Annotated in this window: 13 protein-coding genes, 2 tRNA genes and 2 pseudogenes; 7 read left to right on the top strand and 10 right to left on the bottom strand. The window is 58.2% G+C overall.

Annotated elements, in window-relative coordinates; translation table 11 throughout:
* Both LRP59_RS12265 and LRP59_RS11935 read left to right on the top strand, forming a co-directional pair.
* Positions 1-586 (top strand): adhesin (locus LRP59_RS12265; protein ID WP_252236880.1); only part of this gene is annotated, 586 nt, incomplete at its 5' end.
* 196 nt (positions 587-782) lie between these two features.
* Positions 783-1048, top strand: a pseudogene (locus LRP59_RS11935) (hypothetical protein).
* Positions 1049-1447: 399 nt separating this feature from the next.
* Here the strand turns inward: LRP59_RS11935 and LRP59_RS11930 are convergent.
* The gene (locus tag LRP59_RS11930; RefSeq protein WP_002522171.1) at positions 1448-2281 is read right to left on the bottom strand and encodes a lysozyme; all 834 of its coding nucleotides are present in this window, start codon (positions 2279-2281) and stop codon (positions 1448-1450) included.
* Between the two features lie 251 nt (positions 2282-2532).
* Between LRP59_RS11930 and LRP59_RS11925 the strand changes: the two genes are divergently transcribed.
* Entirely contained in the window at positions 2533-2667 is a 135-nt protein-coding gene (locus tag LRP59_RS11925) for a hypothetical protein (protein WP_002522172.1), read from the top strand.
* Between the two features lie 80 nt (positions 2668-2747).
* On the opposite strand, the gene LRP59_RS11920 is transcribed toward LRP59_RS11925, so the two are convergent.
* A tRNA-Leu gene (locus tag LRP59_RS11920) sits at positions 2748-2829 on the bottom strand.
* A gap of 50 nt (positions 2830-2879) precedes the next feature.
* A complete protein-coding gene (gene bcp / locus LRP59_RS11915; protein WP_002522173.1) occupies positions 2880-3365 on the bottom strand; it encodes a thioredoxin-dependent thiol peroxidase in 486 nt (161 codons plus the stop codon).
* A gap of 83 nt (positions 3366-3448) precedes the next feature.
* Here bcp and LRP59_RS11910 point away from each other — a divergent pair, with 83 nt between their 5' ends.
* Entirely contained in the window at positions 3449-4015 is a 567-nt protein-coding gene (locus LRP59_RS11910; protein WP_002514658.1) for a DUF3618 domain-containing protein, read from the top strand.
* A 73-nt stretch (positions 4016-4088) separates the two neighbouring features.
* On the opposite strand, the gene LRP59_RS11905 is transcribed toward LRP59_RS11910, so the two are convergent.
* The 6 genes and pseudogenes from LRP59_RS11905 to LRP59_RS11880 all read right to left on the bottom strand — a co-directional run bounded on the left by LRP59_RS11905 (position 4089) and on the right by LRP59_RS11880 (position 9755).
* Entirely contained in the window at positions 4089-4895 is an 807-nt protein-coding gene (locus LRP59_RS11905) for a carbohydrate ABC transporter permease (RefSeq protein ID WP_002514657.1), read from the bottom strand.
* On the bottom strand, positions 4892-5932 hold the full coding sequence (locus LRP59_RS11900) for a carbohydrate ABC transporter permease (protein ID WP_002514656.1): 1041 nt from the start codon (positions 5930-5932) through the stop codon (positions 4892-4894). The genes LRP59_RS11905 and LRP59_RS11900 overlap by 4 nt, the downstream gene beginning before the upstream one ends.
* 109 nt (positions 5933-6041) lie before the next feature.
* Positions 6042-7355 (bottom strand): annotated as a pseudogene (locus LRP59_RS11895) (ABC transporter substrate-binding protein).
* A gap of 391 nt (positions 7356-7746) precedes the next feature.
* A tRNA-Lys gene (locus tag LRP59_RS11890) sits at positions 7747-7819 on the bottom strand.
* A 56-nt stretch (positions 7820-7875) separates the two neighbouring features.
* Positions 7876-8604, bottom strand: coding sequence for a type 1 glutamine amidotransferase (locus tag LRP59_RS11885; protein ID WP_002514653.1), 729 nt, complete (start codon positions 8602-8604; stop codon positions 7876-7878).
* A complete protein-coding gene (locus LRP59_RS11880) occupies positions 8601-9755 on the bottom strand; it encodes a Mur ligase family protein (RefSeq protein WP_002522175.1) in 1155 nt (384 codons plus the stop codon). The genes LRP59_RS11885 and LRP59_RS11880 overlap by 4 nt, the downstream gene beginning before the upstream one ends.
* Before the next feature lie 332 nt (positions 9756-10087).
* Between LRP59_RS11880 and LRP59_RS11875 the strand changes: the two genes are divergently transcribed.
* Complete coding sequence (locus LRP59_RS11875) at positions 10088-10684, top strand: hypothetical protein (protein ID WP_002514651.1); 597 nt, start codon at positions 10088-10090, stop codon at positions 10682-10684.
* Positions 10674-12266 carry a DNA polymerase Y family protein gene (locus tag LRP59_RS11870; protein ID WP_002514650.1) on the top strand — a complete coding sequence of 531 codons (1593 nt, stop codon included), beginning with the start codon at positions 10674-10676 and terminating at the stop codon, positions 12264-12266. Before LRP59_RS11875 ends, LRP59_RS11870 begins: the two co-directional genes overlap by 11 nt.
* Before the next feature lie 41 nt (positions 12267-12307).
* On the opposite strand, the gene LRP59_RS11865 is transcribed toward LRP59_RS11870, so the two are convergent.
* Positions 12308-12460, bottom strand: a complete 153-nt coding sequence (locus LRP59_RS11865; protein WP_002522176.1) for a hypothetical protein — start codon at positions 12458-12460, stop codon at positions 12308-12310.
* Here LRP59_RS11865 and LRP59_RS11860 point away from each other — a divergent pair.
* On the top strand, positions 12434-15676 hold the full coding sequence (locus LRP59_RS11860; protein WP_074025729.1) for an error-prone DNA polymerase: 3243 nt from the start codon (positions 12434-12436) through the stop codon (positions 15674-15676). The genes LRP59_RS11865 and LRP59_RS11860 overlap by 27 nt on opposite strands.
* Positions 15677-15811: the final 135 nt, after the last annotated feature.

Below are 15811 nucleotides of genomic sequence, written 5' to 3'. Positions count from 1 at the left end.
CCACCACAAAGGCACCACGATGACCACCCACAAAAACACACCCGAACAGCAATACCACCACGCACCCCTCAACGGCCTGGCCATCGGCACCATCGTCGGAGCCGTCTGGGCGCTCGTATTCTTGCTCTGGGGTGTACGGGGAAACTTTTTCATGTCTGTACAGGGCAACTATTTGATGTCGGTTGTTTTCCCTGTGGCCGGGTGGCTTGCCGGGCTGTGGGGGAGAACAGTTGGCGCTTGCGAAAATCCTGCAATAAAGAAACGCAAAATCAGGATTATAGGTGCCGTGATGGCAACTCTTACGGGGTTAATCATGACGATTCATGAGCATTTTATTGCATGGCGTAATTATATACCCAGAGATGCAATTTTTAGCGGCAAAGCTGTTATCATATACCTTGCCCCACTGATTGTTTTCCCTGTGGTTGGGTGGATGCTCGGCACAGTCAGGGCCAATATCCTGCATAATAACGGGACTGACATCATTCGGATGAGTTGCGTAACAGTGGTGGCTGTGTTCGTATCGGTGATCGCCTGGTTTTATATTACAGCAAGCCTTAGCTTGATTTTTTTCCTCGATTCTTGATGTATCGAAATCTTCATCTTGGGGACAAGAAATTAGGTTGTGATTATGCCTGTCAATGTTAGCAATAGCGTGGTTGATGGCTGGAACGGCTGCCTCACGGTGGCCAACCCGGAATAAACTGACTCTGGCTGCGACGGTATCCGGAGACGCCTGCGACTCCCACACCACCACCAAAAAGGAGCCACAATGACCACCCATGAGAACACACTCGAAGAGCAATACCGCCGCACCCCTCAATGGCCTGGCCATCGGAGCCATTATTGGCGCCGTCATGGCGACTTTTACGGGCGTGTTTATGTTTTTGATTGAGTTTTTCTTGTTTGCGGATCATATATCGTTAGCGGCGTGAAGGTGGCAATGCATCCGCTGTCGTTAGTAGTGTTTCCTTTTGCTGGGCTGGCTCTCAGTGTTATTGGAATCAGGCTCAAGAACAGTAGTAATGCCCATTTATTCTCGGTATGAGCATTGCTTCAGCGATCATGCTGTTCATGGCCGTGGTGGTGTGCTTTCGTCATTACAGGATTGTCCTTGTATTCTCACTCTTGATGGTTCGCACTGTTTCAGCGAGGTGTGCCGGTGGATGCGGCTCTACGGACACGATTCTTAGCGTCGATGTGAGACCCCAGTAAAGAAGAAGTGCAGGGTCAGGATCAATTGGCGCTGCCATGGTGACTCTGATCCAAGATTACAGATTGCTAAATACTGGCATACCAAGGTGTGTTACCTTCGGCGGCAAGGCGTTCGTCGTTTATCTCAGCTCCGCTGATCGCCCTTCCGGTTGCTGGGTAGGCGCTTGGTGTTGCCAGGATAAGTATCCATCGAATGTCATTCTTGAGATGAGTCTCTTTTCATCAGCAGGGGTTAATGACGTGGCGTCGCAGTTTCGTTGGTTGCGAATTTCTCGAGGTCTTCGCGGGTTCCGGCCATCCGGTCATGGTCGTAACCGGTATCCGAGTACTGCCACATTGTCCATGCGTCCCATCCCGACGGTAATTCCCCTACGGTGGAGGAGTATCGGGCGATCCATAACGGTGCGACGGCTGTGATATCCGAGGCTGCCGATCCCACGCACATGTTCCACCAACTCGTGGACGTGTAAATCATGGGAGCCCTGCCCCACCGTTCTTGATAGGTGGACACGAAATCACGGATCCATGAGGCCATCGCGGTCTGGCTCAACCCATAGCAGGCATTTTCGCCGTACGGGTTGTACTCCAGGTCCACGACCCCGGGCAGGGTGTAGCCGTCCTCCGACCATCCGCCGCCATGATCGGAGAAATACGTCGCCTGGGCCTGCCCAGACGAGTTCGATGGCAAGGCAAAGTGATAGGCACCCCGGATCAGACCGGCGCTCTGGGACCCGTTGTACTGGGATGCGTAGAACGGGTTTTGATATGACGTTCCCTCGGTGGCTTTCACCCATGCAAATGACATCCCCGAAGAAACCTTCGCTGGCCAGTCAACGTTCCCATCATGGCTCGAGACGTCCATTCCCTCAGGTTCGGTATCTATCGTCAAGCTCTGCACCCGATTGGTCACCGCAGTTTCGTGCTCATGCTTTTTGATCTGAGACCCCATTGCGTGATCGCTGGAGGAAGGAGCGCTCGAGGACGACGACTCCTCAGGTAGTTGGGTTTCTGATGCGTGGGCAACGGCGGCTGGCACGAGAGTGATCACGGTCATACCGGAAACCATTGCGGCAAGCCATGATCGTTGACGACGGTTAAACGAGCAGTTCATGCAAACCCCCACGACTAGAAACTGGCCTCAGCATACGGCAAGGGGGCCGAATACGGCAAGGGGGCCGATGTGTGAGTCGTACCCTCAAGTGTCACACCGAGGTTGACGACACCACCTCGCTCGTACACTTGCTTCGGCCAGTTTGAGTCCGTGCTCGGGAAAGGGTGGGGAGTGGTGAGCCGCAACATTCACGGTGACTGCTCGGCGTGGCACCGGAAACTGGTGGGTGGCGGAATGCTTCGAGGCTGACAGCCTCTCCCAAGTGCGACGCCTGGGCTGATGCTGCCGAGCATATTCGGGAAGCCATCGCGTACCAGAGGGCTGCCCAGCTGCTTCACTAAGCGATGATCCTTTGGAGGCACTTGCCCCCTCAACTGGGCCGAGCGATCTGCTCGGGCGACGGTCACAGACCTTGCTGCGGTGCCGGAGAAGGGACTCGAACCCTCACACCACAAGGCACAGGAACCTAAATCCTGCGTGTCTACCAATTCCACCACTCCGGCATAGGGACGCTATCGTCCCCGGGCCGCCAAGGCCCTCGAGCATTCCCGAATCAACAGTCGATTTTAAGCTCCTTGCAGAGCTTGTCGACATGACCCTTGGCTCGAACATTGTACTGGGCTTCGGTGACTTTGCACGAACCGTCCTCAGCAACGTCGACGATGAAGGTGGAGCGAATGACCCCGACGATCTCTTTACCATAGACGTTCTTGGATCCGTAGGCCCCGTAGGCTTTCATAACCTCTTTGCCCTCGTCGGAGAGCAGAGTCAGGGTCAACGATTCCTTGGCGACGAACTTTTGCAGCTTGGCGACGGGATCGGGGGAGATCCCCAGTACTTTGTACCCAGCCTCCTCAAACTCGTCCAAATGAGCGGTGAAATCGATAGCCTGGGTTGTGCATCCGGGCGTCATGGCGGCGGGATAGAAGTACACGATGACGCGCTTGCCGGTGAAGTCTGAAAGGGTGATGTGGTCGCCGCTGGCGGCGGGCAGAGTAAAATCAGGGGCCGCATTACCGGGCTGAAGACGGGTGCTCATGACCTCAACGATATAGGCTGTTGCCAGACCAGCGCCGCGCCCACGCCGGCGCAAAGCGCAGACACGGCACCAGGAGGGGTCACATGGCTGATAGCAAGTCGAAGGCGAAGGACGAGCGCACTGCCGATGAGATCAGGCGGGATATTGCAGCGACCCGTGCTCGCCTGGCAGCCGGGGTGGAGAACCTCGTGGAGGAGGTGCATCCGGCAACCCTCAAGCGTGAAGCATCTGATCGTGCCCGTGATTTTGTGCAGGGTGAGTTTGATCAGGTCAAGAGCCAGGTCAAAGATGAGAATGGCTGGCGCGTGCAGCGGATCGCGATGGCGGCAGGAGCGCTCGCGGCCGGCGTCGTCAGCATCATTGTGCTGCGCGCGATAGTCGGTCGCGCTACCGGCGCTACCGCTCGTCGCAAACTTGAGAAGCTGCAGCTTTCTCAGGCGAAGCGGGTTCGTAAAGATGCCAAGCAGCGTCGTAAGGAAGACGCTAAAGCTGCCAAGAAAAATGCCAAGCTCGGCAAGAAGAACGCTAAGAAGTACGGCAAGCTCGATACCGATGACTCGTCGGTAAGCAACCTTGCCGAGAAAATGCTCAAACAGGCCGCCGTGCTGCGTGCACAAGCGGCTGCTGAGCGTGAGAACAGTGCCGCCTAGCAAACAGCGGTCATAGCGCAAAGCAGGTGTGGCTCCGGCCCATGGTGGACCGGAGCCACACTGTGTTACCGCATCATTTGATACCGCCAGCAGCCATTTGGGAGCCGAACGGGGAGTTGAACTGTGAGGCTCCGGTGAACTTCGACAGCAAGACTGTGGCGGGCTCCATCTTCGGATCGTTGATCATGGTGACGGCGACGAGGAACTCGTTCCACGCACCAATGAAGACGATGATCGCGGTGGTGAAGATGCCGGGGGCCGCCAGCGGGAGGATGATCTTGCGGAAAGCTTGAGCCGGGGAGCAGCCGTCAATCATGGCTGCCTGCTCCAACTCGTCGGGCATCTGCTTGAAGAAGGTCGTAAGGTTCCACACTGCTAGAGGCAGGGAGAACGACAGGTCCGGGATGATCATGGCCTGGTAGGTGTTAATCCAATGCCATGCCGAGAAGTTCTTCAGCAGCGGCACGATGATGGCCACCAGTGGGAACATCGACGTCGCGATGATGAGAATGAGGAATCCGCCCTTGCCGCGGAAATCTAGGCGCGCGAGCGCGTAAGACGCGAAGGTGGCGATGAGCAGAGCAATGACCGTCACTGCGACGGAGACAATGAGGGAGTTCAGCAGGCCGCGCAGAAAGTTGTTGCTCGGCTGGAAGACTGCCTGGTAATTCTCCATCGACGGATGGGTTGGCCACCAGGTGTTGTCGAAGATCTCCGAGTCGGGACGCAGCGAGGACACCAGCATCCAGTAGAACGGCGCCAGGCAGTAGATGACGATGAGGACGATGCCGATGATCGGCAGCACCTTGGCCCAGGTGTTTTTCTTATGGTGGGTCTCCTGGTCGAAGGTCCCCGGCGCAGTTGCAGTTACGGTGCTCATGACGCCGCCTCCTTGCTAGCTGCGGCTTGTACAGCATTGGCTTTCTGCCGGGCACGACGTCCACCCGGACGTCCACCAGAGACGAAGGTGGTGGCTTTCATCTTCTTGTGTTTGTGTTCGTCGCCGACGAGGTCAGCTCCGAGGATCTTGATGAACGCGAATGCGATGATGAACACGTAGAGGAACAGGATGATCGCGTACGCAGCAGCAGCGCCGTACCGCAGGTTAGAAGCCTCATCCTGGACCAGCATGGACAGTGTCTCAACTGACTTCATACGCGGCCCCACGAGAATAAACGGCAGGTCGAACATACGCAGAGCATCAAGGGTCCGGAACAACACGGCGACGACCAGTGCCGGTTTAACCAAGGGCAAAGTGATGGAGACGAATCTCTTCCACGCATTGGCACCATCCACCTTGGCCGCTTCGTAAACCTCAGTCGGAATCACTTGCAGACCGGCAAGTGTCAATAGACCGATGTACGGAGCCGTCTTCCAAACGTCGGCAATGATGATCGACCACTTGGCCGTCCAGTTGCCCGAGGCCCACATGATATGCGTGCCGATGATGGCATTCGCCACACCATTCTGGTTAAAGATCCAGCCCCACAAAATGGCTGAGACGGCGGTGGGAATAGCCCAAGGAACCAGAATGGCGGCTCGGACGATGCCACGTCCGGCCATCGCCCGGTGCATGATGAGCGCCATGATGACGCCGAGGATGGTCTCGAGCACGACTGTAACGACACCGAACAAGGTGGTGTTCCAGAAGGCGGTCCAGAATCTCTCCCCGGAGCCGGTGAAAATGTCGGCGAAGTTCTTCATCCCGACGAACGGCTCGGTCTCGTTGACGAATCCGGTTTCTGGATCCAGCTCGGGCTGGCCGTAGAGGGTTTGCTTCATCGACTGAATGACGGGGATGACGATAACAATCGTCAAGACGATAAGGGTAGGTGCGATGAGTGCTAGGGCTAGACGTTCTTGAGATTTGGCCCGCGAAGACCTTTTGTTGGTCTGTTCCACTGTTGCAGTGGTCATGGTAAAGCTCCTTGTCCCCTGGCGCTGTTGGCCGGGTGGTGCGAGCAAGATCCATAGGTACGGCGGGGTAGGTGACCCGCCCCGCCGTGTCCATGTGGTCGAATGACAGTCAGTTCTTGATGATCGTCTTCAGCTTCTCGGCTAGTTGCTTGGCCGCGCTCTCGGCGTCAGTCTTGCCCTGCAGAGCTGGGTAGATGGCATCCTGGATGGCCGCAGTGACGTCACCATAGGCGACAGCATGAGGACGCCCTTTAGCAGCGTCGAGGGAGGCTTTCAAAGTTGGCAGATACGGGAGCTTCTTGACGTTCTCGTCCTTGGTGTACAGCTCGCCGTAGATGGGGGCGTTGGACTGCTTCTCGAGGTTGTACTGCTCAGACTCCTTGCTGGTCCACCACTTGACAAACTTAAGGGCTGTGGCCTTGTTCTTGCAGTTAGTGGTGATAGCGCAGTTGTGGCCGCCCAGGGTCGGCGTGTAGGCCTTGCCATCAATGGACGGCAACGGGGCAAGACCGAACTTGTCAGGGCCGAGTTCCTTAAGGTCGTTGCCGTACTGGTAAGGCCAGTTACGTAGGAAGAGGACTTTGCCAGACTCGAAGCCATTGCGGCTGTCCTCTTCCTTCTACTCCAGAGCAGCGGTCGGGATGAGTTTGGATTTGAAGGCGTCGACGGCTGTCTGGATGCCTTTGATGGACTCCGGAGAGTCGACGGTCACCTTGCCTGAGTCGTCGACGATCGCACCACCGCAGGTGTTGATGAACTCGGCGATATTGCAGGTCAGCCCCTCGTATTTGGCCCATTGACCACCAAAGCCGCCGATGTTCTGCATACCGGGGAGCTTGCGGACGGCTTCGGTGGCCTTTTTAACGTCTTCCCAGGTTTTGGGGATCTCAACCTTGGCTTGTTCAAGGAAATCTTTGCGGTAGTACATAATCGGTGCGTCAGTGGCGTACGGGACGGCGTACTGCTTGCCGCGGTAGGAGCCGGTCTCCCACACCGAGTCGATGACGCCGACGGGTTTTGTATCTGACGGGATTTCGACGATCCAACGGTTAGCGGCGAACTCGGCTACCCACACCAGATCAAGGCCGATGACGTCGTAAGCCGCAGAGTTCGTCTGGGCGGCGTTGATGAGTGACTGGCGTTGCTGATCAGCCTCCGAGGACAGCTCAATGAGGGAGACTTTTTCCTTGGGGTACTTTGCGTTCCACTCGTCGAGTCGCTTCTGGACCATGCCACCGGAGAAGTCTTTGCCCTGAACCCAGCTGATGGGGCCCTCACCGGTGAAGTCTCCCTCTTCGGCTGCGGGTTTGTTGGATTCCGAGCCCTTCGAGTCCTCGCTAGAGCAGGCTGCCAAGGCACTGAGCGCCAGTGCTCCGACAGAGCCCTGGATAAAGGCTCGGCGGGAGTGTGTGTAGTGCATCATGTGACTTCTTCCTCCTTGATACAGCGATGTCGGCAGCGACATCACGTGCGCATCAGCGACTTTCTGCAGGTGCGACAGGTCACAACTTTAGGCAGCACCCTACACTGCCTCCCCAGCATGTCTGCACAGTATTTCGTTAATGGGGTGAATAATCGTGCAGAAGATGTGGGCATGAAAGTGGTATCTCTGAGGGGTGCTGGTATCAAGTGCGGGGAGTGCGACGGTCTTGGTTTAAGTACTTCCGTGAAAGAGACCGCCCATACCGATCTCATTGGCAGAAGCCTGCGGTAGTGATCAGTCCAGAACCGTATGCTGCCGGTCGGACTTGACTGTAGGGGGTATGAAAAAGTCGTTTCGCCCCAATTTTAGGGCGAAACGACTTTCACTTCGGTGCGCCGCCAGGGACTCGAACCCTGAACCCGCTGATTAAGAGTCAGCTGCTCTGCCAATTGAGCTAGCAGCGCCGACAACAAGCAACACTAGCGGACTCCGGTCATGATGCAAAATCGAGGTGACAAGCTCATGACCGATCGGTGCGCACAGCCTCAATCCGACGCTGTCGCAGCGCCGTTATCTCCGGTATATCGAGGGGTTCTAAACGGCGTCCTAGAGCCATTTCAAGCACGTGGTCGGCTAGCTGCGGGTTGCGTACCAGTACTGGTCCGTGGGGATATGTGCCGATGACCCGACCCTGCACAGCCCCTTCGTCACGACGGTTGCCATTGCCCCAGCCACTCTCTACGGCAGCAAGCGGTTTGGCGTCGGAACCGAGTTCGGTCCAGCCGCCATGATTTTCGAAACCGGTGATGGGATAGGTATTACCGTCGGGCTGAGTCCAGATGTGTAGCACCTCCCCGACGGCACGCTCTGGGCCACGTCGAGTTTCAGCGTCGAGGAGCCCTAGCCCTTTGATGGCCTCATCACGGGCCCCAATGGTGAAGGACTTTCCGCAGATCTGGTAGCCGGCGCACACTGCAAAAAGCATTGCGCCGTCGTCGAGGGCGGTGAACAGCCCGCCATCAGCTTCGAGCTCTTGTACAGCGGTGATCTGGGCGGTGTCCTCTCCGCCCCCTAGCAGGTAAACGGCCCCGTCGGTGGGCACAGGCTGACCAGGCTCGACGATGAGGAGCTCGGCGTCGATGCCACGCCATTGCAGTCGTTTAGTGAGGACGACGGCATTGCCGTGGTCGCCGTAGATGCCCAACAGGGACTGGTACAGCAGGACGATCTTGGGACGGTCGATGTTCATGCCAGTCCTCCGAGTCGGCGCAGTTTCTGGAAAGGTGTATAGGTTGACAGCACGTCAATAGGGTGTTCGGCGTCCCACTTTCCGGCCAGGAGTGGGGGGGAGAGAGCCTGAGAGAGGTCCTCAATGACGATGTGCTCCACCTCGGCGTATTGCAATCTGACGGCCAGATCAAGGGCACGTGGCCCAGCACAGATGACGGTTCTTCCGGCTAGCTGTTCGTAGTCAACATCCCATAACCACGAGACGTCTTTGCCGTCGGCAGCCACTGCGTCAATGGCCAGCACCAGTGGATTTGAGGTCGTTAGCGGCAGAGATTCTGTCCAGCCGGCGGGATTCTTTGACAGCAGTAGACGGCAGCGAGTGCCACTGATGGTGCAGGTAGCGTAGCGGCCAGCGGGGGATTTCACTGTGGCGATCCCGCGTAAGGCGTCCTCAGGCTGGATACCCATATGGATAGCCGCTGCGAGGGCACAAGTAGCGTTGGTGAGGTTGAAAGATCCCGGCACTTGGACGTCAAGGTGGAAGCGCCGTCCCGAAGCCTCAACGGCGTCGTGGTCTTCTACCCACCAATCAGCGGCTGGTTGCTGTAATTCGCATCCAGGGCAATCCCAGCCTTGATCGCTATGGGTAAGGACGGCACCACAGTTGGGGCACAGCGTCGCATCGGCTGTCCAGCGGGGCTTGGTATCTACCCAAATGACGTGACGAGCTTTTTGACACACCCACACGATGAGTGGGTCGCAGGCATTAGCAACCACGGTCGGTCCGTGTTCGGCTGCTTTCTCGAGAGCCGCCCGCCAATCGCGACCCAGGAAAGTCAGCTCGTGATTGCGGTCAAGCTGGTCGCGGCTGAAGTTGAGCAGCACCAGCACCTCCGGGGAGCCCATTGCTACGACATCAGCGACGACTCGTTCGTCGGTTTCCAGCACCGCGATAGTGGCGTTAGGAGCTTGTCCTAGAGCTGAGACGATGCCGTGATACAGGTTTGCACCGTCAGCGTTGGTGACGACGGACCGCTGACTGTCGGGGGTCCCGGCCCGCACTGCGGCAGTGAGGAAGTGGGTCGTCGTGGTCTTGCCGTTGGTCCCGGTGACGCTTGCGATGCGACGTCCCGCCAATAGTTCGGGCAAGGCCCTGGGCGCCAGTTTCATTGTCACCCGACCTCGGATGGACGCTCCCGAGCCCTTCCCTGCTATGCGGGAGACCGTTGCAGCTGTCCGTCCAGCCAGTAGGGCTAGTTGCAGCTGCGGGGAGCTGCGGTGTCTTTGAGATGACGAGGTCATAGTCCCAATCATGGCAGGAAGGGATGACGGCATCGAAGTGCTCAACCTTGGATGACGGCGGTCTTAGAACCACACCAATATGAATTGACAAGGGTGTTCGCTGTTGTTCTGGAGACCCATCGGTAAAGCTGTCGGGCACGCGTGTCACGGTGATTCTCGTCAGTTTTCGGAAGGTTGCTGGATGTCGGACAGGGGGTGCGATGATCGACGTCGACGCATTGGTGAGCCGTGGTGTCGATGGGTTAGAGGTGCCTAACGGCCATGCTATTCACCCGTTGCTTCAGCCGCTCTTTCCTGGTGGGCTTATGCCTGCGGTGTACCGATTAGACGGGGCGTCTTCGGTTGGGCTGGGATTGCTCACCCACGGCTGGTGTGGGGTGGTAGGCCTGCCCGAGTTGAGCGTCGAGGCGGCGCGGCAGTGGGGAGTCGAGCTGTCCCGGTTGGTGCTCGTGCCAGATCCAGGGAACTGGCTCGAGACGGTAGCTACCCTCATTGAGGGGCTCGATGTTGTCCTCGCTGTAGCTCCGCCACCGCTGCCGATGACAGCGGGAAGACGATTAACGGCTCGGTTGCGTTCCCGAGGTTCAACTCTGGTAGTGCTGGGGCCGTGGCCCAAACCGGCTGCTCGAATCGATGTACGCACGATCGGTTGGCGGGGCCTCGGGCAGGGGTATGGCTGTCTATCAGCCCAAGAACTTGAGGTAACGGTGGTCAGGCACCACCACAATCGTTCAGTGAGGTTAGTTCGCACTGGTGCTGGGGTGCACTCTGCCAAGGAGAGGGCGGATGTTTGCTGAACGACTGAGCCCCTTCCCAGTCCGGGTCCTCTTGATGGTGATCCCACAGTGGCGGATTGTGGCCGCATCTCGGCGTCACCCTGGTGACGACCCGCTTATGATTGCTGACCGTGGTGTAGTCATCGACTGCTGTGCACGTGCGGCCGAGGAAGGTGTGATTCCCGGCCTGCGGGTGCGAGCGGCCCAATTACGCTGTCCCGAGGGCGTTGTGGTGCCTTACGATTCTGCCTCTGAGGAGGTCCTCTTCGACGAGGTGGTCCGTGAGATCGAAAAGTCCGTGGCCCCTTCAGTCCACGTGGTGCGACCAGGTGTGGCTGCGGTAGCAGCTCGCGGTGCAGCTCGTTTCTATGGCGATGAGGTTGCTGCTGCTGAGCGTATGGTCAATGTCTTGACCCATATTGGATATCCCCACGTGGGAGTATCGGTAGCTGACGGTCTATTCGCTGCCGAGGTGGCGGCTACCGACAGTAGCGGTGAGGGGAAACGGGACCCCATCTTTCTCGCCTCAGGAACATCTCGAGCTTTCTTGGCTCCCTACGACGTCTCGGTGTTGGCTCGCACAGGACGGACCGATGGGGAATTAGTGCGAACTTTGCGCCAACTCGGTCTGACGACAATGGGAGCTTTCGCTGATCTAGACCGTCAACACGTCGTGCAGCGGTTTACTGATGCCGGTCAGCGTGCTCATGACTGGGCCCGGGGGATGGACGTCACAATGTTGTCGTCTCGACGTCCCCAGGATGACGATGCTATGGAGGTCGTCTTTGATGACCCGGAGCCTTCTGGTACTCAGGTTGTTGCCAAGGTACGTCCGGTGGTGGAGGAATTTATGACACGTCTGGCAGAGACCGGGCGGGTGTGCTCCCAGGTCCGTATTTTGTTGCGAGCTACTACCGGTTTCTCCGAGCACACCTGGCGTCAGCCTTGGCAGTTCAGCGGTGACGATCTGCTAGCGCGATTGTCGCGTCAACTTAATGATCTTCCGCGTGGTACCGACGAGTTTGGTGCTGACGAGTTCTGCCAATCAGGCGTACAGGCGGTGCGCATCGTTCCCACCATCCATCGTGCGGGGGAAGCTGCTGAGGGGTTGTTTGGTGCCAGGCCCACTGAGCACCTCGTCCACGTCATCTCTCAGTTGCAGGAGAGGTTGGGCCCTGAGGGGGTCCTGGTAGGGGTGGTCGCCGGTGGCCGGATGCTCAAGGATCGACGCCGACTTGTCCCTTTTGGGGCGGTTATTGAAAATGCTCGCCCGGTGGATCGTCCCTGGCCCGGTCACTTAGATGGTCCGGCCCCCGGGATCGTGTACTCCCGCCCCCTGCCGGCCCGGTTAGAGACGACGGATGGTATGCCTCTAACGACCTCCTCGGATTTGCCCACTATTACTCCTGGGTGGTTCCATGACGGCACGTCGCGGCGTCGTGTTATCGCGTGGGCAGGGCCATGGCCGGTACACCAGAGGTGGTGGAGTACCCCGACCGTTTCAGTGGAAAGGGTGCAACTGGTCACCGAGGATCAGCAGGCCTGGGTGTTGGCAGGGTCGGCTGACCGCTGGTGGATCGAGGCTCGGTACGACGAGGCGTGATTGCGGTGAGCTATCACAATCCGCCAATTCCTTGGCGTGAACTAGAGGGACGTATTTCTGGGAGACTTGCTCCCCATGGTCACCAGGAGAGTCACGCTGACCAGGTCGGTTACCGTCGCGTCCGCAAACCTTTTGACCGTCACCCAGTCCGGCCGGAGGGGCCGGTAGTGCCCTATGCCGAATTGCACTGTCATTCCTCTTACAGTTTCCTTGACGGCGCTTCCAGTCCCGAAGATCTCGTCATTCGGGCGGCAGAGCTAGGGTTATCAGGGCTGGCTTTGACCGATCATGATGGTCTTTATGGAGTAGTCAGGATGGCCGAGGCTGCTGAAGCCTGTGGTCTTTCCACCATCATCGGGTCGGAACTGTCGATTGGTGTTCCTGAGCCGCAGAACGGGGTGGCCGACCCGGTGGGCAGTCATTTACTCGTGCTGGCCAATGGGCCGGAAGGGTATCGACGTCTGGCTGAGGCTCTCACCGATGCTTATCTGGTTGAGGGAGGCCACAAGGGCCGTCCGGTGCACGATCTCGACCATCTGGCCGAGGTAGCCGACGGGCACTGGACTGTTCTTACTGGGTGTCGCAAGGGAGCGGTAAGGCAAGGTTTAGTTAGGGGGATGCCGCAGGCCGAGGCGGAGCTGCGTCGTCTGGTTGACCTTTTTGGCATCGACAATGTCCTGGTCGAACTGACCGACCACCGGGCTCCCACTGATTCCCGCGACAACGACCTCCTCGCAGAACTAGCTTCTCGCCACAGCTTGTCGACGGTGGCGACGACGGCTGCCCATTACGCCGGGGGTGAGCAGTTTGAGTTGGCTTGTGCCTTGTCAGCGGTGCGAGCCCGACGCAGTCTTGACGAGATGGACGGGTGGTTGCCTCCCGGCCCGGTGGCACGGCTGCGTAGTGGTGCTGAGATGGCAGATCTTTTCAGTCGTCATCGAGATGCGGTGGATAACACGGTGGCAGTGGCTGAGAGGACGGCTTTCCACTTGAAGTCGGTGCGTCCCCGTCTGCCCGACCAGAAAGTGCCCGACGGCCATACTCCCATCAGCTGGCTGCGTCACTTGGTAGAGGAAGGACGTCGGGCGTGCTACGGGGATGATCCGGTAGCCAAGGACCGCCTAGCTACCGAGCTTGACCTCATTGAGGATCGGGGTTTCGCAGGATACTTCCTCATCGTCTCCGACATTGCGGAGTTTGCGCAGTCGCAGGGGATTTTATGTCAGGGACGTGGATCGGCGGCGGCTTCGGCGGTCTGTTATGTCCTGGGAATCACCGTCGTCGACCCGGTTTTCTATGGCTTGCCTTTCGAGAGGTTCCTGTCGGTGCTACGCGAGGAGGAACCTGACATCGATGTCGACTTCGACGCTCGTCGTCGCGAGGAGGTCATCCAGTACGTCTACGCCAAATACGGTAGGCGCAATGCTGCCCAGGTAGCCGATGTCATCACCTATCGTCCACGCAGTGCCATCCGTGACATGGCTAAGGCCCTCGGTTATTCCCAGGGCCAACAGGACGCATGGTCGCGTCAAATGGAGAGACGATCGGTGCCGCCCTTGCCCCACGATCCTGATGGCCCCGAGATTCCTGACGATGTCACCACCCTCGCTCAACAGGTAATGGGTCTGCCACGTCACCTGGGTATCCACTCAGCTGGAATGGTGCTGACGCGAGAACCAGTAGGACGCATCTGCCCCATTGAGCCGGCTCGAATGTTTGGTCGCACGGTGCTGCAGTGGGACAAAGAAGACTGTGCCTGGATGGGGTTGGTGAAGTTCGATCTGCTTGGGTTGGGGATGCTCTCGGCACTGAGTATTTCCTTTGACCTCATCTCTCAGCATTGCGGACGCTTCTGGACTCTGGCCTCTATTCCACGTAATGAGCCGGGGGTTTACGACATGTTGTGTCGCGGTGACAGCATCGGGGTATTCCAGGTAGAAAGCCGCGCCCAGATTGGTGTCCTGCCGCGTCTCAGACCGCGCTGTTTCTACGATCTAGCCGTGGAGATCGGACTTATTCGTCCTGGCCCGGTGCAGGGAGGTGCGGTACATCCTTATATCCGTCGACGTACCGGCGCCGAACCAGTCACCTATCCCCACCCGCTGCTAGAGCCGGTGCTCGAACGCACCCTGGGTATTCCGCTCTTTCAAGAACAGCTTATGCAGATGGCTACTACGGTGGGCAACTGCACGGTGGCCGACGCTGACCTGTTACGTCGAGCTATGGGGTCCAAGCGGGGGGTGGAGCGTATCAACTCGCTGCGCACCAAACTTTTCGAGGGGATGGCTGCCAATGGGATTGACGACGACACAGCCCAAGGCATTTACGCCCGCATCGAATCTTTCGCGAATTTCGGGTTTGCCGAGTCTCATGCTCTGAGTTTCGCCGGGTTGGTTTACACCTCGGCCTGGATCAAGCTCCACTATCCGGCGGTCTTTCTGGCGGCCCTGCTGCGCAGTCAGCCGATGGGGTTCTACTCCTCGGCAACCTTGGTAGCTGATGCCCGACGGCATGGGGTGGTGACGAGACGTCCTGATGTGGCGAGGTCTTCAGTAGGCGCAGATCTGGAGTTGTTGGATGCGTGCTGTGAAGAGCTCGGTAGTGAAGAATTGGAAACAGGGATAGACGAGTGTCTCCACGACCACGACGAATCCGAGATCGGGGCCTTTGATCCTAATCGTGATGATGGTGATCATCGTCGCGATACCCACTTCGCCGTGAGGCTGGGACTTTCCGATGTTTCCGGTATCAATATCGAGACAGCGACTCGGATTGTTGAGGAGAGAGAACGCGAATCTTTCGCCAGCCTCGACGATCTTGCCCGTCGGGTTGATCTGAGCGGTGAGGAGGTCGAGGCACTTGCTCTGGCCGGTGCTTTCGACGATCTCGTTGGTTCCAGACGCGGTGCTTTGTGGCAGATCGGCCAGATAAATGGTGTCGGCCCAGGACAGTTGGACGTTCAGGTGGTCACCCAACCTCCTCTACTTCCCGAACCTACTCAGATGGAATTACTGGGTGACGACCTCCGCGCCACCGGTATTAGTACGGCTGATCACCCGGTCCGCCAGGTACGAGATGCCCTTAATCGACGGGGTGTGGTACGGGTCGACCGGTTGGATGGTGTTGAGTCCGGACGACGTGTCGAGGTCGCCGGGGTGGTAACCCACCGTCAAAGACCCGGGACGGCTGGAGGAGTGACCTTCCTCAACCTGGAGGACGAAACCGGTCTGCTCAACGTCATCGTCACCCCGGGGGCGTGGAGACATTATCGACGTGTTGCCCGAACGTCGCGGGCTTTGGTGGTGCGGGGAATCCTCGAGAGAGGGGATGAAGGAGTGATGAGTTTGCAGGCAGATCGGCTAGAGGCCCTGGATCTGTCAGTACCGACGAAGTCGCGTGACTTCCGGTAAAGGCTTTCTGACTAGGGGTGTTGCTGGTTGGTGGGTGTGGGTTTGTGTTGGTGGTGGGTGTGTGTGTAGTGTGTGTTGGGCCGTTGGGGGCTGCGTGTGTGGTTCTTGGTGGTGGTTGTGCTGGGATGTTTTCTT

It is taken from the genome of Cutibacterium sp. 37298 (assembly GCF_023838685.1).
Classification (GTDB): domain Bacteria; phylum Actinomycetota; class Actinomycetes; order Propionibacteriales; family Propionibacteriaceae; genus Cutibacterium; species Cutibacterium acnes.
The sequence above is the reverse complement of the archived record's forward strand: the minus strand, read 5'-3'. Positions and strand labels throughout refer to the sequence as shown.